This window comes from Paenibacillus harenae DSM 16969 (assembly GCF_000422465.1).
Taxonomy (GTDB): Bacteria; Bacillota; Bacilli; order Paenibacillales; family Paenibacillaceae; genus Pristimantibacillus; species Pristimantibacillus harenae.
On the sequence record NZ_KE383842.1, the window covers coordinates 1,850,074 to 1,870,144 of the forward strand.

General features: G+C 50.6%; 15 protein-coding genes and 4 pseudogenes. 6 read left to right on the forward strand and 13 right to left on the reverse strand.

From position 1 onward, the window contains the following. Nucleotides 1–125 precede the first annotated feature (125 nt). A complete protein-coding gene (locus H581_RS0118850; protein WP_028611382.1) occupies nt 126–1,133 on the reverse strand; it encodes a phosphotransferase enzyme family protein in 1,008 nt (335 codons plus the stop codon). Between the two features lie 237 nt (nt 1,134–1,370). On the opposite strand from H581_RS0118850, the gene H581_RS0118855 reads away from it, so the two are divergent. Then, a complete protein-coding gene (locus H581_RS0118855; RefSeq protein ID WP_028611383.1) occupies nt 1,371–2,573 on the forward strand; it encodes an ROK family protein in 1,203 nt (400 codons plus the stop codon). 218 nt (nt 2,574–2,791) lie between these two features. On the opposite strand, the gene H581_RS0118865 is transcribed toward H581_RS0118855, so the two are convergent. Further along, nucleotides 2,792–3,313, reverse strand: a complete 522-nt coding sequence (locus H581_RS0118865; RefSeq protein WP_028611384.1) for a DinB family protein — start codon at nt 3,311–3,313, stop codon at nt 2,792–2,794. A 71-nt stretch (nt 3,314–3,384) separates the two neighbouring features. Further along, nucleotides 3,385–3,689 (reverse strand): annotated as a pseudogene (locus H581_RS37260) (amidase); the annotation flags it as partial. 53 nt (nt 3,690–3,742) lie between these two features. Here H581_RS37260 and H581_RS34475 point away from each other — a divergent pair. Beyond that, nucleotides 3,743–4,573, forward strand: a complete 831-nt coding sequence (locus H581_RS34475) for a class I SAM-dependent methyltransferase (RefSeq protein ID WP_051250953.1) — start codon at nt 3,743–3,745, stop codon at nt 4,571–4,573. A 4-nt stretch (nt 4,574–4,577) separates the two neighbouring features. Here the strand turns inward: H581_RS34475 and H581_RS0118875 are convergent, their stop codons facing one another. Further along, nucleotides 4,578–5,240, reverse strand: a complete 663-nt coding sequence (locus tag H581_RS0118875) for a hypothetical protein (protein WP_211231475.1) — start codon at nt 5,238–5,240, stop codon at nt 4,578–4,580. Nucleotides 5,241–6,118: 878 nt separating this feature from the next. Here H581_RS0118875 and H581_RS34480 point away from each other — a divergent pair. Beyond that, entirely contained in the window at nt 6,119–7,393 is a 1,275-nt protein-coding gene (locus H581_RS34480; RefSeq protein ID WP_051250955.1) for a hypothetical protein, read from the forward strand. Beyond that, nucleotides 7,390–10,338 carry a DEAD/DEAH box helicase gene (locus H581_RS0118890; protein ID WP_028611387.1) on the forward strand — a complete coding sequence of 983 codons (2,949 nt, stop codon included), beginning with the start codon at nt 7,390–7,392 and terminating at the stop codon, nt 10,336–10,338. Before H581_RS34480 ends, H581_RS0118890 begins: the two co-directional genes overlap by 4 nt. A 613-nt stretch (nt 10,339–10,951) precedes the next feature. Here the strand turns inward: H581_RS0118890 and H581_RS0118895 are convergent. The 6 genes from H581_RS0118895 to H581_RS34485 all read right to left on the reverse strand — a co-directional run bounded on the left by H581_RS0118895 (nt 10,952) and on the right by H581_RS34485 (nt 16,426). After that, complete coding sequence (locus tag H581_RS0118895; RefSeq protein ID WP_028611388.1) at nt 10,952–11,641, reverse strand: response regulator transcription factor; 690 nt, start codon at nt 11,639–11,641, stop codon at nt 10,952–10,954. Then, on the reverse strand, nt 11,638–13,131 hold the full coding sequence (locus H581_RS0118900; RefSeq protein WP_028611389.1) for a sensor histidine kinase: 1,494 nt from the start codon (nt 13,129–13,131) through the stop codon (nt 11,638–11,640). Before H581_RS0118900 ends, H581_RS0118895 begins: the two co-directional genes overlap by 4 nt. Nucleotides 13,132–13,151: 20 nt before the next feature. Next, on the reverse strand, nt 13,152–13,901 hold the full coding sequence (locus H581_RS0118905) for an ABC transporter permease (RefSeq protein ID WP_028611390.1): 750 nt from the start codon (nt 13,899–13,901) through the stop codon (nt 13,152–13,154). Then, nucleotides 13,894–14,631: an ABC transporter ATP-binding protein gene (locus tag H581_RS0118910; RefSeq protein ID WP_028611391.1), complete on the reverse strand. Its 738-nt coding sequence runs from the start codon at nt 14,629–14,631 to the stop codon at nt 13,894–13,896. Before H581_RS0118910 ends, H581_RS0118905 begins: the two co-directional genes overlap by 8 nt. A gap of 69 nt (nt 14,632–14,700) precedes the next feature. After that, nucleotides 14,701–15,600, reverse strand: coding sequence for a hypothetical protein (locus tag H581_RS0118915; protein WP_028611392.1), 900 nt, complete (start codon nt 15,598–15,600; stop codon nt 14,701–14,703). 295 nt (nt 15,601–15,895) lie between these two features. Beyond that, nucleotides 15,896–16,426 carry an acyltransferase gene (locus H581_RS34485; protein WP_245600063.1) on the reverse strand — a complete coding sequence of 177 codons (531 nt, stop codon included), beginning with the start codon at nt 16,424–16,426 and terminating at the stop codon, nt 15,896–15,898. A gap of 190 nt (nt 16,427–16,616) precedes the next feature. On the opposite strand from H581_RS34485, the pseudogene H581_RS0118925 reads away from it, so the two are divergent. Both H581_RS0118925 and H581_RS0118930 read left to right on the forward strand, forming a co-directional pair. Beyond that, a pseudogene (locus H581_RS0118925) lies at nt 16,617–16,880 on the forward strand (IS1595 family transposase); the annotation flags it as partial. A 118-nt stretch (nt 16,881–16,998) separates the two neighbouring features. Continuing rightward, nucleotides 16,999–17,715 (forward strand): MOSC domain-containing protein, encoded by a 717-nt coding sequence (locus tag H581_RS0118930; RefSeq protein ID WP_028611394.1) that lies wholly within the window; start codon nt 16,999–17,001, stop codon nt 17,713–17,715. A gap of 189 nt (nt 17,716–17,904) precedes the next feature. Here the strand turns inward: H581_RS0118930 and gntK are convergent, their stop codons facing one another. From gntK to H581_RS37265, 3 genes and pseudogenes are all read right to left on the reverse strand, one after another. Further along, nucleotides 17,905–19,443 (reverse strand): gluconokinase, encoded by a 1,539-nt coding sequence (gntK, locus tag H581_RS0118940; RefSeq protein ID WP_028611395.1) that lies wholly within the window; start codon nt 19,441–19,443, stop codon nt 17,905–17,907. 36 nt (nt 19,444–19,479) lie between these two features. Then, nucleotides 19,480–19,874: pseudogene (locus tag H581_RS34490) on the reverse strand (phosphogluconate dehydrogenase (NAD(+)-dependent, decarboxylating)); the annotation flags it as partial. Nucleotides 19,875–19,910: 36 nt separating this feature from the next. Then, a pseudogene (locus tag H581_RS37265) lies at nt 19,911–20,042 on the reverse strand (GntT/GntP/DsdX family permease); the annotation flags it as partial. Nucleotides 20,043–20,071: the final 29 nt, after the last annotated feature.

Here is a 20,071-nt window from a genome sequence, read left to right on the forward strand (position 1 = left end):
ACCCTGTTTGGTAACTATTTGGACTGCAAAAAGCGATCACTTCGTTTCTCCAGAACGATGGGCTCTCTCCGCTCCATGCTTTCGTTTCTTTCGTTCATCTTATATAGAAACCTTTTTTAATTTAATTAAGAGACCTCAAGCGGCTGGAACAAGAACGGCGTTCCGTTCACATAGGCGCTCAATATCGCTTGTGCGTAGGGCTGTTCTTCAATCAAGCCTTCCGTCTCAAGCGGATTCTCCGCATGGAAGCTGTATGCCTCGACGATCGCTATGATGAAGAAGCATTCCAGCTTCGGAATGGCTTCGTCATCCATTTGTCTGACCCTTTCATACCCTTCGATGAAATAGGCTCTCTGTGACGGATACAGCCCCATGATCGATTGAGCCATGTCATAGAGATGATAGCCGAAGCCGCACCTGCCGAAATCGATGGGATACGGTTCGTCATCCCGAAATACGATGTTGCCAATGTGTAAGTCCGCATGGATCATGCCAAAGTTCCGTTCATGACTTGTGAACGTGCCGAGACGATCCGCCGCTTTAGCGGCTGCCTTGGCGTACAATTCAAAGGCTTCATCCGCAATGAAATGCCTGTGATGCTGTCTTAGATGCGCCCAGTCCCGATGAAAGCTCTGGCTGCCCCAGGTTGGGCGCGCAAAGCCGCTGGATGGGTTAAAATCTGAGCTTGCCTCGTGAAGTTTCGCCATCATCGCCCCCATTTTCCGGACGGCTTCCTCTGTTAGCGCCCCTTTCTCCAAGCGTTCTCCCTCGATCCATTTCAGCAAAGTCGAATAGAACCGTTGCCCGTCGTTGTCCGCCGTTTCCGTAACGAAATCTCCTTGCCGGTCAGGTACGGCTGCGGGCAAGTTAAGACCCTTGCTCTTCAACGCCGACAACCATTCCAGTTCGGAAACGGTTTCCTCGCGCAGTTTGCTTGCCGGGTGAATGCGGAGCAAGAACTGTTCTCCCTCGCCGGTTACGATGCGGAAGGTGACATGTTCGGATACTTGAATGAAGTGAATGGAGCTCCAGTCCGCTTCGTATTTCTGTAAGGCATTAAGCGCTGCTTGCTTTGTTTGCCTCAGCGTTTGGCGCCGATTGATCTCGGTATCGATCCGAAAGCCGGTATTCATTGCAAATCTCCTTTGTGTTTTCATCATTGTAACAGTCGAGAAAGCCGTTAGTGCGGTAATTTATCTTTTAAATCGTATTTTCTATGCCGATATGACAAAGAGTGAAAATGTACCGAAACGAAACGAAACGAAATGATCCATCTCTCTTCAAACACCTATGTAGCAAACCATATTTACGTAAGCTATAATAGGAAAAGATTAATTCCCATTCATTTAGTCGGAAAATGAGGTTAACCGATGAGCATCCTTCCAATGAACAAAATTCCTTCATCCAAGAAGCTGATCTACACGCGGATCGCCGAGCAGGGTGTTGTATCGAAAGCGGAATTGCTGTCGGCATTTTCTTTTACCAGCAGCTCGCTTACCCGGCTTCTTGACGATATGGTAGCTGAACAATTGTTGATTACGTCAGGCTTAGGACCGTCGAGCGGCGGCAGGCGGCCGATATTATACGAGATCAATCCCGGCTACGGTTATTTTTTCGGCTTGGAGATTTCGAGGCGTTATTCTACGCTGGGCTTTTTTGATATGAAAATGAATCCGATGTCCTTGATCCGTTGGCGGATGGATGAAGCGATGACTCCTGGTCAGCTCGTTGAATACGTCTCCAATAACATCCGGTCGATCATTCAGGATCACAAGCTTGAGAAGCAGCAGGTCATCGGCATCGGAGTCGGAGCGGTCGGACCGCTGGACCGGCAGAAAGGCGTCGTTCTGCGTCCTTTGAACTTCCCGGCTGCGGGGTGGAAGGATGTTCCGATCTGCGCCATGCTGGAGGAGAGAAACGGCATCCCGGCTCAGCTCGAGAACGGGGCGAATGCGGCGCTGCTCGGCGAACACTGGTCGATGCGCAGCGAGAAGCTGCAGCATATGCTCTATGTCCATGCCGGCGTCGGCCTCCGGTCCGCAATGATGTCATACGGACAGATCGTGCACGGCTCCATCGATATGGAGGGCTCGATCGGCCAAATGATCATTCAGACGGACGGACCAAGATTGGAGGAGCACGGCAATTACGGAGCGCTTGAAGCGTTCGTGTCGGTTCAGGCGCTCGAGAAGCAGGCGCGCACGCATGTCAAAATGGGCCGCTCCGAGCTGATTCTCGACAGCCTCACGTCCCCTGAAAAAATCAATTACGATACGCTGCTCCACGCCGTCTCCCAGAATAATCCGTATGCCCGCGAGCTGCTTATGCAGTCCGCCGCGTACTTCGGAATTGGATTGGCCAACCTGCTGAATGTGTTCCATCCGGAGAAAATCGTACTTGGCGGCGTTCTAGTCAGCTCTACGGAACAGTTCTACCAGACAGCGATCGAAATCGCGCGGAAAAACACGTATTATTATCCCGACTATCAGCCTTCCTTCTCCAAAGGGCAGCTGCGAGAGGATGCCGTTGCAACCGGCTCGGCTTTGATGGTGTGGAAAGGTATGGAGATCTAACAAAGAAGAAGGCTTTCACGGCTTCGGAATCGGGCGCAGCACCCAGCATATGCGAAGCGAGCAGCATCTGATCCACTTGTTCAACAAGGAGACCGGCTTCCCGCCCATCGACTATTTCCTGCGGATAAAAGGTATAATGGGCCATTCGCCGACCGTATACCGAAGGGATAGAAAGAATAAGGCGCTCAAGCCGCTTCAAGCCCGGCTGAGCGCCTTATCTATAGCTGCGGCAAATACCTTTCCTTCACTATGTTAAGATGATGGAGGGTATGTCCGATGATGAAATACGTGAGCGCTGAGGCTGATGTCGCGGCTTGATTGACCACTGCTGATCGCTGCAGCTCCTCCCCGGTTAAACCCTGCACGAGCGAGATCGTTGAAGCTCGGATGGTGCGGAATTCGGCTATGATCCCGGTGAGCGGACGTCGGTCGAAATTTGTTAAGTTCACGAAGACCTCGGCATGCCGCGGCAGCGGAGTCGTGTCACCTCTCGCAGCGCAGAGAAGCCGGTAGCTCATGATCCTCTCCGTGTCCATTAAATGGCCGAGTACTTCCTTCAAGCTCCATTTTCCCTCGCTGTACCGAAACATGGATTGCTCTTCTTTCAACGAGTCGCATATGGCTAGAAGCTCCCGTTCCTGATCCAGAAGCAGCTCCACCGGATCGCCTTCCGGCACTGCCCTTATATAGGCTCCGATATGGGGATGAAATTCGCCTTCTTTCGGTTTTCCCAAATACATCGCACGTCCCCGCTTTCCTGTGAAAATTTCTTAGTGCATTGAAATTCTCTTAATCAATAATAGTCCCTTTATCAAACCTTTAAATCAGGTTTTCTTCTATGTCTCGTTCGTTGCTCAAAGGCAAATGCTATACGAATAAGCAAGGATTCACTAAATGCTTTTCCCGCGAACGTAACCCCGAACGGTCTTCCATTTTCCTTGTATCCCGCGGGAACAGCTATGGACGGATACCCTGCCTTTTCGGATTTCGCAACGGATTTTCCATGGCTATCCGACTCTTTAATTGATCTTGTCCGTACTTCAAAGCCTTCTCAGCATTTTCTTCGTTCCATTCAATCAATTGCGTATAGGTATGGACAGGCATATGGGATGGAAGTCCATCGTTAGAATAAATCTATCTTTTCAAGAAATTTTCGGATAAAATGATGGATGCCAACCGGCAATTCTTTATCGGAGGTGGAGCTTATTTTTCCAGATATAACCGAACATCCGCAGTGGCTGCGCAGTCAGTCGAAGAGCTGGTGCGACCAGCTTGCCGCACAGACAGGGCAATATGCTTTGAAGTGGAGCTACACGACGGAAGGTATGGCGGCCGAACACATTTTTACGGAGCAATTATCCGGATTGATCAGAGGCCGCGTGCTTGATGTGGGATGCGGGCACGGCGAATTTACGAACCTTTGGTCGGATCGGGCTGAGGAAGTCGTCGGCTATGACATGACGGAGGGATTTCTTGCGACGGCTACCCGGAACCGGAAACCGAATGTCCGTTTTGTTCTTGGACGCACGCATGACGGGCTTCCCTTCGAAGACAGCTCCTTCGACGTTGCTTATACGAAAAAAGGTCCAACCAGCTGGTATCCTGAAGCAAGCCGGATCCTTCGCCCGGGAGCCGATGTATTATCCCTGCATCCCGGAGACGGAAACGGCGAAGGCGGCGAGCTGGGCCTTATCTTTCCCGGATTGTTCTCCCCTCCTGCCGCAGGAACGCCCATATTGGATATTATCAACACAAGGCTTAACGGGAGCGGTTTAACCGTGCTGGAAATTCGCAACCTCCGCGAAACGGTATATATCCCGTCAGCCGAAGATATTATCGCAATGATAGGTTTTGGTCAAAACGAACATATCCTCAGGTGGGTAGAGGAAAATTATGGCAACAGCATCCGCAGCCAATTTGAACGCCACCGTGGCGAGAAAGGCATCCGGACAACGAACTTCTATTACCTCCTCCATGCCAAAGCAGCCGGATCCATGTAATAGATTATCCCAACTGAGCGACTAAAGTTTTCAATGGGTTGCCTATCGGCACAGCCCATTCGAGCTCAGCCTTTTGAGCTGCATCGACCATGGACAACTGCGCGACAGAAATGGATTGCTTTCTATCGTTTACAAGCAACTCGCTGATATAGTCTGTTATGATCCGGTCATAAATTTCCTTTTCGCCTTGCATGATGAACCCGAAAGCATTCTCGATGACATGGATCTCGAAAGGACTATGCTCTTTCCCTTGAGCAGCCGCATACTCGTTTAATCTTTTCATCGTCCCGTCGACGGTTGCCGGATTCGTGAACAGGAGAATATGCCGCTCCTCCAGACCGCATAGGTACCGGAAGTACGGTTCATCCATTTTAAGGATTGGAATAGACGTCGTAAGACGGCTTTCCTTCAGCAGGGCAATATAATTGGTGCATGTTATAAGAATCGAATCAACCTTTGTCCGGGCGATCCATTCCAGCTGTTCAATGACTTTGTCTTGCGCATGCTTGACATTAAACTCGGCATCTGACGAAAGCCTCATCAGCAGCCCGGGTTCGACAAAATGGACCAGTTCCCGATCATCGGAGGCTAAGGCTTGTTGAATATACGCTATGTTGGAGTGGTGGGCATGCAAGCAGCCCATCTTCTTCTTTATCTTTGCCTTCATCGTTAACGACCGCCTTATTCTCTGACTTCGCAATCATTACTTGTCCTTCAGCCTTTGTTCGTGGTAACGCTCAACGGCCTCCTTCACCGCATCACGCCCCGGTAATTTCGAATTGATTCTGAGCAGGAGAGCGATGATGATGAGAAGTAGAACTACGGTAAAAATTTGAATGCTAACCACCGCCTATCTTTTCATTCGCTTCTAAAAAACAGCTGGGCGTATCGCTTTCCACTAACCGATAAAATGCTTCACGTTCTCGGTAGAAGAGCATACACTCCTTGCGTAACGGACACCCTGAATTCCGAAATAAAAAGCGCGTAGGACCTATTTGCTCCTGCGCGCTTTCCGTCACATGTAATAAAAATTATATCCGAACTGCCTATATATTACAATTTAAATATGATTCTGACCCGGCGGCTATGAGTTCCTCTTATGATCATGAAGCTGATGCTCGTTTTGATGCCATTTTTTTAACATGCCCTGATAAAAACTGCTTTCTTGCTTGCTAAGACCCTGCCTGTTCTTCTTCATGATCAAACGGTTAATGCTTCGTTTCAAAATAATGCTCCGACGTCCTAACATATCCATGTAATTCAAGTCTATTCACCCTCCAGCTTATGTTTTAGAAACGCTCTAACTAAGTATAACGAATGAAAACCGGCTTGAAAAACAGGCTGCAGACGGCTTCTATGCGATAAATAGCTTCCAGACGGTATAAGATTTGCCGTGCGCATCACAATCATACGCTTCCTGCCGCATCCTCCGATTCTCTTTATTAGCGGGTCTGTCAAGGCCTTCAGGCACTAGGCTTGGAAGAGACGATCGAATCCTATATAGTTATAGTCATAGATCTTTATGTACAGGGAGACTTATTCGAGATGGACCGACCGAACGAAATAGCTGAGCAAAAACAGAACAATCTGGCCGCGCTTCAGGAGCAAGCCGATCGAGTGAACGCAATGAGCATTTCCGAATGGCACGCGCTGTTCGAGCGCTGTACAGTTTTCCTGAAGGAGAGCACGCGAAATTCGCAGTATTTACAGGATGCGTTGACGGCGATGAATGAGATGAATGTGACGCTGACACCTGTAAGACGGCAATTATATGAGCTGCATATGTATTTTTTCCTACTCGTGCAGCTTACGCAGAAACCACAAGACGCCCCGTCTTCAAACATGCATTTTATTGGCTTTCATACGCACAGCGCCGCAGCTGAGGTTAAGAGAGTTATAGAAGTTTTTTTTGAAAAAGAGCTTCCTCTCGCCGATGAGCCGGAGTGCCGGCCGCTCGTCATGGAAACGTTAGCTTATTTGCGGGGCAAAATGCTGAACGAACGGGATACCGAACGTTATTTTTGGGATCCGTATGATCGGCTGTGCACGAATTGGCTGAAGCCAAATTTAAGCGAAGAAAGCTTCTTTCTTGAGGAATTGCAGCTTCTGCAGTCGGCTGAGATAGAGCTTGGCTCGCGTATTTCGCGCTTTCCGTGGCTGCTCGCGCAGAGCAGGATGCACTTCTATCTTTCCCGGGATAGGGACGCTTGGTCGTGTCTGGCAGACTTAAACGCCAGCTTCCCTATTTCTGATTCGGATGTTTTGTATTTTTACGACCGGCTGCAAAACGATCGGCAATGGCAGCGGTTAGCCGAATGGCTGACAGAAACGGCCCTGCTGTTCGAAGGTCGGGGCTATCATCAGCTGATCAAATATGCCCGCTGCTGGGAAGCAGTCGTCCTGCAGATGCCGACAGCCGAAGCGCGTATGTTGGAAACACTCGCCCTTCTGCTTCCGCATTCGAGCCGCATCTATGAAGAAAAATTGTTAGCCTATAACAAATGGCAGCAATGGATGGATTATCAACTAAGTGCGGGAAGCGAGCCGCTTCAATTTCGGGCTCCCGTGTTCGTCCCTTTCGAGAAGCATGCGCCGGAGCTGCTTTTGCCTTATTATCATCAAGCCGTGGAAAGGTCTATTCTGCTCAAAAATAGAGACGGCTACAAAGCAGCCGTCAAGCTGCTCAAACGGTTAGCCAGGCTTTACAAAAAAATGAAACGGGAAACGAGCTGGGAGTCGTTCATTACGGAGCTTGCCAGCCGCAACAGCAGGCTCCGCGCACTGCAGGAGGAGCTGCGGAAAGGAAAACTGATCGGATGAGCAAGCATTTGAACACCATCACCCTATTAACCAGTTTAACGGCATATGGCGATGCGCTGATCTACGGAACGCAAGAGCAAGGCGAAGAGCGATTTTTAAACGGACTATACTTGAAGCAGCGTTTGTTCGCATTACATGAAGCTTCTCTTTATGGCACAGAGCTGGAATTGCAGCAGGTGCAGGGCATCGAGCTCATTCTGCTTCCCGCCGAGCAGGTCATTCCCTTCTTTGCCGAAGGCAAGCGGCTGGAGCATATCGAATGGATATGGGGCGGGCTGACTAAGATTGTCGTTCAGCTTGCGCCTAAGCTCGTTGCATGCCTGGAAGAGCGTCTTTATATCCCCAGCTATCGCGCTTTCCAAGAGGGCAAGCTGCAGTGGACATGGGATGAAGCGGCTTTGGACGATCAAACGCGGTCCGTGCTGGAACAGGCGGACGAGAGCTTCAAGGAAGGACTAAGCGCGGCCTTTTCCGCTTTCGTGAATCACCGTCATTATGGAACGGAATCGACTGCCGCCGATTTAAGAAGGGAATACCCTCTTCTATTTGCAAAAAACCATCCGGCTATGGCGGGCTTAGACCAACAAGCTTGGCTTGTTGCGGTCGGCTGGAAAGCCGATACGGCGCCGTTCCGGCCTGTCCTTCAGCTGCTGGAGCCCGATGACTCCGAATCGGCGTGGCGGCTCAGGCTTGTCCTCCAGGACAAACGCGATCAAGCTTCGATAGCCCCTATCCGCCTAAGTTCGAACGGCGAAGCCTTCGGCTCATGGCCTGCGGGCTGGTCGGCTCACGTCGGCAGCCGGTCGAAGGGCTGGCTGGACAGGCTGCGCGTTTGTTTGCCCGAAGGGAGAATAAGCGGCCATCATGAGGATATTTTGAGCCGGCCGTTAAGCGATGAAGGGGCATGGCATTTCTTATCCGCAGACAGCAAGCAGCTGTTGGAGGCCGGCTGGCAGGTGCTGCTTCCCGCATGGTGGGAGACAGCCAGCCGCAAGAAACCCCGGCTTCGCGCCAAGGTGAGCTCCGAGACAGGAAGCGGCGCGGGAAGCTCCTTGTTCGGGCTCGACTCGCTGGTCGATTTCGATTGGCGTGTATCCATCGGCGATACGGACCTTTCCGAGGCGGAATTTGACGAACTTGTCGCCCGCAATGAACGGTTAGTTCGTTTTCGCGGCCAATGGACCCTGCTTGATCCCGCCCTGCTGGCCCAAATCCGCAAAGCGATGGGCGGCATCGACAGCTCGCAAGGCTTGTCCTTTCAGGATGTGCTTCAGCTCCATCTGCTCGGCGGCGGGGCCGGTGAAGAAATCGCCGAGGACGAACAAGAAGCAGATCAGGAAACGCGCCTCCGGCTCGAAGTGGAATTGAATGAGCATCTGACGCAGCTTATCCGTCAGCTCGGTCAGCAAGCCGAATGGCCGAAGCTTGACGTGCCTGCCAAGCTGCAGGCTGAGCTTCGTTCGTATCAACGGGACGGCTACGCCTGGTTGGCTTTTATGCGCCGTCTCGGGCTTGGGGCTTGCTTGGCCGATGACATGGGTCTCGGAAAAACCGTGCAGCTGATCGCTTATCTGCTGCATCTTCAAGAAAGGACAGCACATCAGGTGGAGGCTACTCCTTCACTCATCATTTGCCCGACCTCCGTGCTAGGCAATTGGCAGAAGGAAATAAGCCGCTTCGCCCCTGCTCTGCAGGTGATGCTTCATTATGGCAGCAAGCGGCTTGGTGGGGAAAGCTTCCATGCAGCTCTCAAAGATGCGGACGTTATCCTGACTTCCTATGCGACAGCTACGCTGGATCAGGAGCTGCTTCGGACGTTTACCTGGGCAACCATTAGTCTGGACGAGGCGCAAAATATTAAAAACGCCCAGACGAAGCAGTCCGCCGCCGTTCGCAGCTTTTCCGCACGGCACCGGATTGCTCTTACCGGCACTCCAATCGAGAATCGGCTTTCGGAGCTGTGGTCCATCTACGATTTTATGAATCCCAATTATTTAGGCAGCGCTGCCGGCTTCACGAATCGCTTCGCGAACGCCATTGAGAAGGATCGGGATGCGGCCCGAACCGCCGACCTGCAGAAGCTCGTCAAGCCGTTCATGCTTCGCCGCAAGAAGAAGGATCCCGCCATTCAGCTTGATTTGCCGGACAAAAATGAAATGAAGACGTATATTCATCTGACGTCCGAGCAAAGTGCGTTATATACGCAAACGGTCAATCAGCTGCTCACGCGGATGCAATCGCTGGAGGGCATCGAACGCAAAGGGGCCATCCTGTCCGCTCTCACGCAGCTTAAGCAGCTTTGTGACCATCCCATCCTGCTGACGAAAGAAGCGGTCGCTGAAACCGCTGCGGCAGCCGAAGGCGAGATGGATACGGAAACGCTCATAAACCGCTCGGCTAAGCTGGAACGATTGCTCGCGATGGTCAAGGAGCTTCGGGACGAGGGGGAACGGTGCCTCATCTTTACGCAGTATGTCGGGATGGGACAGCTGCTGCAGTGTGTGCTTCGGCAAGAGCTTCAGGAGCCCGTTCTGTATTTGAACGGCAGCACGTCCAAATCCGCCCGCGACCGGATGATTGAGCAGTTTCAGCGGTCGGATCTGCCGCCTGACGAGCAGCCTGGCGTGTTCATTCTTTCGATCAAAGCCGGCGGCGTCGGCCTTAATCTAACTGCAGCGAATCATGTGTTCCACTTTGACCGCTGGTGGAATCCGGCCGTCGAGAACCAAGCCACAGACCGCGCCTACCGCATGGGACAGACGCGCGACGTTCAGGTCCACAAATTCATTTCCCTCGCAACGCTGGAGGAGCGCATTGACGAAATGCTCGACAACAAGCAGCAGCTTAGCGACAACGTGATTACCAGCTCCGAAGGCTGGATTACCGAGCTGTCGACGGAAGCGTTAAAGGACCTGTTCACATTACGCCAGGACTGGAGCGGCTGAATGGGAAGAGCTGCAGTGGCGAGGTGCAGGAATGCACCTCCCTTTTCCTGCTATGTTTCCAGGCTCCATTCAGATGCATTTCTGCACCTCATCTCGCCAACTTTACCTCCCGGGCTCCATTTTGGTGCATTTCTGCACCTCATTTCGCCAACATAACCCCCTAGGCTACATACTGGTGCATTTCTGCACCTCGTTTCGCCAACATAACCCCCTAGGCTCCATTTTGGTGCATTTTTGCACCTCATTTCGCCAACATCACTTCCTAGGCTACATTCTGGTGCATTTTGCACCTCATTTCGCTAATTTTGCCTACCAAGCTCTCCTTTGATCCGCGCCCTATGCTTCGCACGCGCTCATTCAACGGCATTTCTGCCGTTGATCCGCGCCTTATGCTCCGCACGCGCCCATCCAACGGCATTTCTGCCGTTGATCCGCGCCTTATGCTCCGCACGCGCCCATCCAACGGCATTTCTGCCGTTGATCCGCGCCTTATGCTCCGCGCGCGCTCATTCAACGGCATTTCTGCCGTTGATCCGCGCCCTATGCTTCGCACTGCCCCAAAAAAAATAAACTCCGAACGTCAAGATTACCCTTGACGTTCAAAGCTTATTGCTTACAAATTGAAACGGTAGCCTACGCCCCATATCGTTTCGATATACTGCGGCTTGGACGGATCGCGTTCGATCTTCTCCCTCAGCTTGCTGATATAGACCGTCACCGAGGCCAGTTCCCCGAGCGAATCCATTCCCCAGATCCTGTCGTACAAATCATCCTTGGTGAATACCCGGTTCGGGTGCATGGCAAGAAACAGCAGCAGATCATACTCCTTGGAGGTTAACGACAGCTCGGTTTCATTCACGAACACTTTCCGGGACAGCTTATCGATGTGAATGCCTCTAACCTGCAGCTCATCCTTAGGCTGCTGCGTCTGAACGGTCAACCGGTCGTACCTGGCCAAATGCGCTTTGACGCGGGCGACGAGCTCCGCCAAGCTGAACGGCTTGATCACATAATCATCCGCCCCGAGTCCAAGGCCGCGAATTTTATCAATATCCTCTTTTCTCGCGGATACCATGAGGATCGGAATGTTTTTCACCTTGCGCACCTGCTTGCATATCTCAAAGCCGTCCACTCGGGGCAGCATCAAATCCAATATAATAAGGTCAAAATCCTCTTTGATCGCTTTCTCCAGGCCTTTATCTCCGCTTTCCGCGATCTCGGCGGCAAATCCGTTTGCCTCCAAATAGTCCTTCTCCACCTCGGCAATAACCGTTTCATCTTCAATGATCAAAATTTTCTTCATTCCCGCTCACCGCCAGTTCTCCCGATTTGCTGCAAGGGCAACGTAAAGGAGATTACGGTGCCTTCACCGGCCTTGCTCTCCGCCCATACCCGTCCGCCGTGCGCCTCCACGATCTGCTTCACGATCGCAAGACCCAGCCCGCTTCCGCCGGTCGACGAATTCCGGGACTGATCCGCCCGGTAGAACCGGTCGAAAATATACGGCAGCGCTTCGCGGTCAATGCCCGGACCGTTATCCCGGATGCTGATCGCAGCCTCCTCCATACCGGCTGACAGCTTCATGTCTATTTTTTGATTATCCCCAGACATATATTTTACGCTATTATTCACGATATTCATCACTACTCTTTGCAGCTTCTCGCGGTCGGCCGTCACGTAAACCGGCTGGCCCCCGTCGTCATGCAGCTCGAACGAGACAGCCTTCATATGGGGATCCGCCTGCAGCTCCATCGCGCAATCGCGCAGATAAGCGGTCATATCGATTTTCTCAAAATGAAACGGAAGCCGCTTCAAATCAAGCTTGGAAAACAAGAACAGCTCGTCGATCAATCGGTCCATGTCCGTCGCCTTCTTGTCGATCATTTGCATATATTTCGTCCGCTTCTCCTCCGTATCGGCAATGCCGTCGCGGATCCCTTCCATGCAAGCCTTGATTCCGGTAATCGGCGTTTTCAAATCATGGGAAATGTTCGAAATGAGCTCTTTGCGGTTTTCTTCGTACTGCAGCTGAAGCTGGATGGATTGCTTTAACCGCTCCCTCATCTCTTCGAACGCTTCCCCCACTTTTCCGATCTCATCCTTGCGCTTGAGATTAAGGCGATGGTCAAGGTTGCCCTCCTTGATCTGCTCCGCCGCCCTCTTCAACGTATACAGAGGTTTAATGATGCTGCGGGATACGAGGTAGGTCAATAAACCGTTGGTCAATCCGATAATAAGGAGCAGGGACAGGAATAGGATCGGAAAGAGCTGCTGCATTTTATCCAGAATCGGATTCATTTCCGAGAGCAAATAGAGCGTGCCGGCGCTTTGATCCTCAAAAACAAAATCATATTTCTCAACCGTAAACCGGTCATTGAGTTTGTCGTTCCACTCCGCCTCCTCCGGCCGAAACTGTTTCAGCTGGTCGTAGAGCCCGGGACTGTCCACGTAGGGGGACGCATACAGCACGCTGTCTTTTTGGACAATGACAAGCCCGGCCTGCAGCTCATTGAACGCTTCATCCACTTCCTGAAGAAACCGGCTGTCGGCCAGACGGCTCGGTTCATAGCTGGCCATAAATTTGACATTGGACAACAGTTCTTCCCTGCCGCCGATCATATCCCCGGTAAAGATCATATTACCGTGATCTGCCAGCTCATCCGAATGATGACGCTCTCCGATCATATCGCCGAAATAGAACTTTAAGACCAACACGGTGACCGCAATAAATAAGATGACCGGTATGAGGACCATTGCAATATAGGAAATAATCAGTCGTTTACGGATTGTCATGGAGCTTCACCTTGCTTCTATCAAAATGACTTTCGTTCAAATAATAACAAGCTGCCTGTATAAGCCATCATACTATAAGAAACAAGAATGAAAAACGAATTTATCAGCCTGCCGGGCGACGCGCCGCTTCCAATCCACAGCGTATGCCAATCCGTATACGAGAAGACCGACCATACCGCAGCCTCGGGAAAAATAAACGGGAGCAGTTTAGCCGCAACGAAGATGAAAATCATCAGGCCGAGCGCCCCTGCGCTGCTAGTGAATCGTCCCGCAATGAACACGGCAATCAATCCAATAGCGATCATCGGCACAAAAGCAACCGCATAGGCAATCATGCTGTCAACGATACTGCCAGACCCGTCAACACGGTTTAATAAAAGGGATCCGGCGACCGATGCCGCCCATACCGCCGCCAGATGAACGGCAATGTAGGCCGCCAGCGCCAGTACCTTGGACGCGAATATTTTTGCCCGGGTAATCGGCCGTACCAGAACGAGCTTCAAGGTACGAGCGGAGGTTTCACCGGTAAATAACTCGACGGCGGTCATCATCAGGAACAGCGGCAGAAACAGCGTAGTGAACAAGCCGAGCATCATGATCGGCAGATCGGATCCCAGTCCTGCCCCGATTCCCGTATTGATTTGCAGCAATGCCAGAGCCAGCGCCGATAACGCCGGGATTAGAACGGTCAGCAGAAGGAAGCCTTTCGTTCTCCGCTGCACCCACAGCTTCTCCATTTCATTGAGCCAGTTGGCGGTTAGACTAAACATACGCGTTCGCTTCCTTTATCGTTTGTATTTGCTCTAGATAATATTGCTCCAGCGTCAATCCGTCAGACAGCAATCCCTGCAGCCGATCCTGCCGGATCAGCGCGCCTTGCCGCAAAATGCCGAACCGGTTCACCAGCTTCTCCATATCGCCGATCATATGACTGGAAATGAGAAAGGCGATGCCTTGCTCTCCGGCCAGCCGGCTAATCGTCTGACGGATATCGACCATGCCTTCGATATCGAGTCCGTTCGTCGGTTCGTCGAGAATCATAAGCTGCGGATTCGGCAGCAGCGCTGCGGCAAGCGCCAGCCTCTGCTTCATGCCAAGCGAAAAACCGCCCGCTTTCTCCCGTTTATAAGGCGTTAACCCCACTTCCTCGAGCACCTGATCGATCCGTGATCTCGGTAAATCGGGATAGAATCGGCTGGCCAGCTTCAAATTTTCATACGCGCTCAAATAGTCGTATACATCCGCAGATTCGATCACGCAGCCGACGCGCGCCATCACCTGCTCGAATCGCTGAGGCGCAGGCTGACCGAACAATCGCACCGTCCCCCGATCCGGCCTTGTTAATCCAGTAATAATTTTGAGCAGCGTTGTTTTCCCTGCCCCGTTCGGTCCGAACAGCCCGAACACATCCCCTTTGGACAGCCCGAAGCCGACGTTATGAATCCCGCGGCCGTTGTTGAACCGCTTGGAAACATCCTGTACCTCCAATATCCCTTCCAATCGCTGCAGCTCCTTTCCGTTACATCGTTATGCAGCCGGACAAACTTAGTCCGGCTGCTGCGGCTTCATTTAGTGATGCCAGGGGAAGTTATGCTCGTTATGCTCATCCCGCTGGATCGTTTCAACCTGCTTCCCGGTCAAATCGATCGTGTCCGGCACCGTTTGATTAAAATCGGACATCTTAAAATCAAGGGTAATGACCACTTCATGAGTAGTTCCTGCTTCATCCGATCCCGTTACGACCAGCTCCGCCGTCTGGTGCTCGATATAATTCTCCGCGTTAATATCCGCATCGAAATTGATTTCCTTGACTTGAATCCGATCCGTTAATTTCGGCATTTTCGACATAAGTTCAACATGCATTTCCGAATCGATGTTTGCGTTTGCCCACTGACCGTGATCGGCCATGTTAGAAATAGCCAAGGTTCCGACCGCATTGACGACCGCCGGAATCTGGCTGCCGGACATATGCAGCGAAGCGTGCTTGCCGCCATCCGCCGATTGCTCCACCGTTGCAAGCTCCTTCAGATTGCCCATCAAAGCGTCGATGACCGATTCCATATGTTTAGGAGGTCCGGCATGGCTTTCATCCTTTTGCCATTCCGCTTCTCCTGCCTCAAGTTGCTTATATACCTCGCTCTCGCCAGTGTTCAGAATCACCTTGCCATCCTGCTTGAACATGCTCAATTTCTTCTCTTCGGAGCCGGCGCGAAAATTCACTGATGCGCTCATCGCGTCTTGCCCGTGATTCATCTTCGCAAGCAGGTCCGCGCTTAGTATGGCAGATCCGTTATCCGTAACCGTAATCGTCCCTGCGCTCGTTACGCTGGAGACGGTATGGCTGTTTTTAATAGCCGCTTTATATACGTCATATCCTGATGTGCCCGCCATGGCGGAAACGCCGCTCGCAATAAGCATTACCACTCCTAGTCCAAATACCGCTCCCATCGTCATCCACTTTTTCTTCATTGTTTACCTCCAATATTTTATTTAGAAAGCTTTCTATAACCAGCATAGCCCTCATGTCTAAACGACCTCTTAACGAATTCTAAAAAAAGTATAAAGATCGCTTCAACAAGGTGAAACGGCTGTCGCCGTCCTTTGGCGGCGAAGCGTGTTTCATTCCGAGAAATACAAGCCCAGTATAGAGAAACTTATACTTTCTTGTATTTCATGCAGAAACGCCTGTCGGCGTCCAATTAAAAAAAAGGCCGATCATGGCCATATTTGACCATGATCAACCTTTTTATGCCCCATGCTCCCCTTATTCCCTTATCCAGCCCTCTTCTATGACTAGTTCGCGTATCACCCTGGCAGGACTTCCTCCGGCCAATACATTGTCCGGAATGCTTTTATTGACGGTGCTTTTAGCAGCGATGACGGAATTATCGCCAATGCTGACTCCAGGAAGAATAGTGCAGTCCGCTCCAATCCAAACGTTGTTGCCGATCGTTATTTTTTTGCTGAGATCACCTTGATCGGCACTGTCCAAACGATGATAATTGCTGTCAAAAATGCTTGTTCTTGGACCGATTTTCACGTTATCCCCAATCACGATCTCTTTATTGGCCGCGATGCCCACGCCGGCGTTCACATAAACGTTATCCCCGATTTTCAGGCTTGCATCCTTCGTGCTGGTAATTTGAACAGCCCATGGATGACCGACGATCGAAAGATTTCTCCCTACCTGGATCGTACCTATTTTGTTAACGAACACTTTCCCGCGCAGCTTTGTAGCGGTGCTGCCGAATTTATAAAATCCTTTAAATCTGTACAGTACATTACGAAGTCTCATCACACAGCCTCCCATCTCTATGTTATACGCATATGGAGAAGTATACCAGAAGTTATAGTCCTATTTTGATTAGAAATTATTAAAAATAATAGCTATGTTAAATTATATTGTTGATAATTGAAATATACGAACTTTTGTTCTATAATAGTCGGCATAAACCTTGATTTTGGGGTGATTTTCCTATGGATTTCGGTTTATCGAATGCATGATTGAGGGCTTTTCACTACGTAAGAGTGCAGAATTAATTCATGAGGAGGTTACGCATGTAACCCTATTCTATTGGCGACATAAGATTTTATCCGCTTTAAAGCAAATACCAACCGAAACTTTCCAAGGTATCGTCGAATTGGACGAGACCTACTTCCTATACTCTGAAAAGGGAAAGAAAAATATCACTGAACGTAGACCACGCAAACGTGGTGGTAAAGCCAAATACCGTGGGATTAGTAACGACTAAAAATATGTTAGTTTCTTCCTGTCTGTTTCCTGTAAAGGAGACAAACGTTTATCTTCGCCAAGCATTGTTTACTTGCTAAGCTAGAAGAGTTCAATTAATACACAGGAGTGAGAGTGTGGAGCACAAAGGTAATCTTCTTGCAGGTCGAGTCAAAGAAATCCGTAGGTATCCTGTCAAATCAATTTTAGGGGAGTCCTTGTTAACAGTGTCGATTGACCGTCGAGGTCTCATTGGAGACCGTTTGTGGGCAATCAAAAATAGTAGTGGAAAGTTCGGTAGTGGGAAGACGACCAGACGGTTTCAGCAGATGAAAGGGTTATTTAGTTATAAATCAAGATACGATGGGTCTGTTCCAATTGTAACTATGCCTGATGGATTGGATTATCGAGGTGACGACGATGCCGTAAATGAGGCGTTGAGTAAATGGCTCGGATTTCAAGTAACCTTGACACGAGAAGAGTCAATATCTCATTTTGACGAAGGTCCAATAAGCATAATAACGACCTCCTCAATACAAATGTTGAGTCAGCGATTAGGAGAACCTGTAGACCCCCGTCGTTTTCGAGCGAACATTTTAATTGATACAGATTCAACTGGATTCATCGAAGATGATTGGGTTGATAGATTAGTCAAAGTTGGACCGAACGTAATCCTAAGAGTTGTTGCTCCTCTCCAAAGATGCGTAATGGTGAACAATGCTCAAGAAGAATTACAAGAGGATGTTCGATTACTCCGTGTGTTGGCTGAAAATCATGGTGCAACATTTGGTGTATGGGCGAAGGTCGAACAGTGTGGTGAAATAGCTGTCGGGGATGAAACAATCTTGGAATGACACAAATCGAATTGATAATGGAGATAGTTATAAAATTTACCGCCTTTTTGAAAAGGCGGTTTTCATTTTGTCTGGAATCAACAATTAAATTTAACAGAGCCAAAATAATAAATCGCGGGCAAAAAAAAAAAATGACTCCTTAAAAAATAGGAATCATCTATGAACGGTTAACCGGTTATAAGGAATGATTTACATCCACTTTTTCTGATACGCTGCGATTTCGCGATACTCATCCGTCAAGATCCGGGACATGCGGACAAAGATCCGGCTTAACTCCTTATACTGCTCGACATGATCCGTATTAGGGACATGCTTATGAGACGTCCCCATCATGGTGGATACGACATGAAGGGAATCGACTTCGCCGATGCTGTATAATCCGAGAATCGCAGCGCCCAGGCAGGAGCTTTCGAAGCTCTCGGGCACCTGCACCTCTTGATCGAAGATATCGGCCATCATCTGGCGCCATAGCTCGGATCTGGCGAATCCGCCCGTGGCTTGAATCTTGGTCGGACGGCCGATCAGCTCTTCCAGGGCCATATACACGGAGAAGAGATTAAAGATAACGCCTTCAAGTACGGCGCGGATCATATGCTGCTTCTTATGGTGAAGCCCAAGTCCGAAGAAGGAACCTCTTGCGTTGGCATCCCACAGGGGTGCTCTCTCCCCGGCCAAATAAGGATGGAACAGCAAACCGTCCGCACCCGGCTTCACAAGGGAAGCAATCTCGGTAAGAAGCTCATAGGGATCTTTGCCGAGAAGCATTGCCGTTTCTTTCTCCGCGGAACAGAGCTGGTCGCGCAGCCAGCGGAAGATCATCCCGCCGTTATTGACGGGACCGCCGATAACCCACATATCTTCCGTCAGCGCATAGCAGAAAATTCTTCCTTTCGGATCGGTTACCGGACGGTCCGTTACGGTGCGGATCGCTCCGCTCGTTCCGATGGTTACGGCAACCGTCCCCGGATCAATGGCATTCACGCCCAGGTTCGACAGAACGCCGTCGCTTGCTCCCACGACAAACGGCGTCGAAGCAGGCAAATTCATTTCCGCCGCCCATCCCGCATCCATTCCCGATAGATGATGGGTTGTAGGCACCGGCTCGGACAATTTGTCCGTCGATACCCCGGTTACCTCGAGAGCTTCCTGATCCCAAGCAAGCTCCGTCAAATTAAACATGCCGGTTGCCGAAGCGATCGAATAATCGACAATATACCGCTTGAACAATTTGTAAAATACGAATTCTTTAATCGAAATGAACTTATGCGTGCGCGCAAACAGCTCCGGCTCCTCATGTCTCAGCCAAGTCAGCTTCGACAGCGGGGACATTGGATGCAGCGGCGTGCCCGTTCGCAAATAAATCTGGTGTCCGTTCATCTCGTTCCGGATCCGCTCCGTCCAGGAGGCGCTGCGGTTATCCGCCCAGGTTATGCACCTGGTTAGCGGAACGCCGTCCGAATCAACCGCAATGATGCTGTGCATGGCGGAGCTGAACGAAACGCAGAGCACGCTTGACGCTTGTACGCCCCTGCTCTGAACGACATGCTTGATCGTGCCGATAACCGCGCGGAATATTTCCTCCGGATCCTGTTCCGCAACGTCAGGCTTAGGCGAATATAGCGGATACTCGATCGTATGACTTGCGATAAGCTTGCCTGACGTATCAAAAAGAACGGACTTTGTGCTTGTTGTGCCAATATCCACGCCAATCACATATGAGGCTGTCAAGTTGCTTTCACTCCTTCTCACTTCATCCTGTCATTCTTAGAACTTTACAACGCCATGTCCGCCGAACTCATTGCGCAAAGCCGCCACGACCTTGGCTGAGAACGAATCCTCATCCTGGGACCGGTATCTCAACATAAGAGACATCGCGATAAACGGCGCCGCCGCCCCGTAATCAAGGGCGGTTTCCACCGTCCATTTCCCTTCGCCGGACGAATGAACCACTCCCTTCAGCTGACTGAGGCCGTGATCTTTGCTGAATGCCCTTCAGTCAAATCCATCAGCCACGACCGGACGACCGAACCATTATTCCAAACTTTTGCCACTTTCTCATAATCGAACTCGTACGGGCTTTTGTCAAGCACTTCGAACCCTTCCGCGATCGCTTGCATCATGCCGTACTCAATTCCGTTGCGGATCATTTTGAGGAAATGGCATGGAATCTATGATTCCCGGCTGGTTCTCCTCGCAAGGATCGGCATTCCTGCGGCCAAACCCGCTCCGGTTGCCGTAATGATAAGCGCGACGAAGGGATTAAGCTTAACGACGGTAATCAACAAGAGCAGCACGACGATCGCTGCAAGTACGATAAATAGCAACATGTTGTATAAAACCTCCAAGCAGTGTCGAT

What these genes read in the sequence shown, in the direction of transcription:
- H581_RS0118875 (WP_211231475.1), bottom strand. Translation starts at nt 5,240, where the DNA reads ATGAAGGCAAAGATAAAGAAGAAGATGGGCTGCTTGCATGCCCACCAC.
- H581_RS0118855 (WP_028611383.1), top strand. Translation starts at nt 1,371, where the DNA reads ATGAGCATCCTTCCAATGAACAAAATTCCTTCATCCAAGAAGCTGATC.
- H581_RS34485 (WP_245600063.1), bottom strand. Translation starts at nt 16,426, where the DNA reads ATGAGACTTCGTAATGTACTGTACAGATTTAAAGGATTTTATAAATTC.
- H581_RS0118915 (WP_028611392.1), bottom strand. Translation starts at nt 15,600, where the DNA reads ATGAAGAAAAAGTGGATGACGATGGGAGCGGTATTTGGACTAGGAGTG.
- H581_RS0118865 (WP_028611384.1), bottom strand. Translation starts at nt 3,313, where the DNA reads ATGTATTTGGGAAAACCGAAAGAAGGCGAATTTCATCCCCATATCGGA.
- H581_RS34475 (WP_051250953.1), top strand. Translation starts at nt 3,743, where the DNA reads ATGCCAACCGGCAATTCTTTATCGGAGGTGGAGCTTATTTTTCCAGAT.
- H581_RS0118890 (WP_028611387.1), top strand. Translation starts at nt 7,390, where the DNA reads ATGAGCAAGCATTTGAACACCATCACCCTATTAACCAGTTTAACGGCA.
- H581_RS0118850 (WP_028611382.1), bottom strand. Translation starts at nt 1,133, where the DNA reads ATGAATACCGGCTTTCGGATCGATACCGAGATCAATCGGCGCCAAACG.
- H581_RS0118905 (WP_028611390.1), bottom strand. Translation starts at nt 13,901, where the DNA reads ATGTTTAGTCTAACCGCCAACTGGCTCAATGAAATGGAGAAGCTGTGG.
- H581_RS34480 (WP_051250955.1), top strand. Translation starts at nt 6,119, where the DNA reads ATGGACCGACCGAACGAAATAGCTGAGCAAAAACAGAACAATCTGGCC.
- H581_RS0118895 (WP_028611388.1), bottom strand. Translation starts at nt 11,641, where the DNA reads ATGAAGAAAATTTTGATCATTGAAGATGAAACGGTTATTGCCGAGGTG.
- H581_RS0118900 (WP_028611389.1), bottom strand. Translation starts at nt 13,131, where the DNA reads ATGACAATCCGTAAACGACTGATTATTTCCTATATTGCAATGGTCCTC.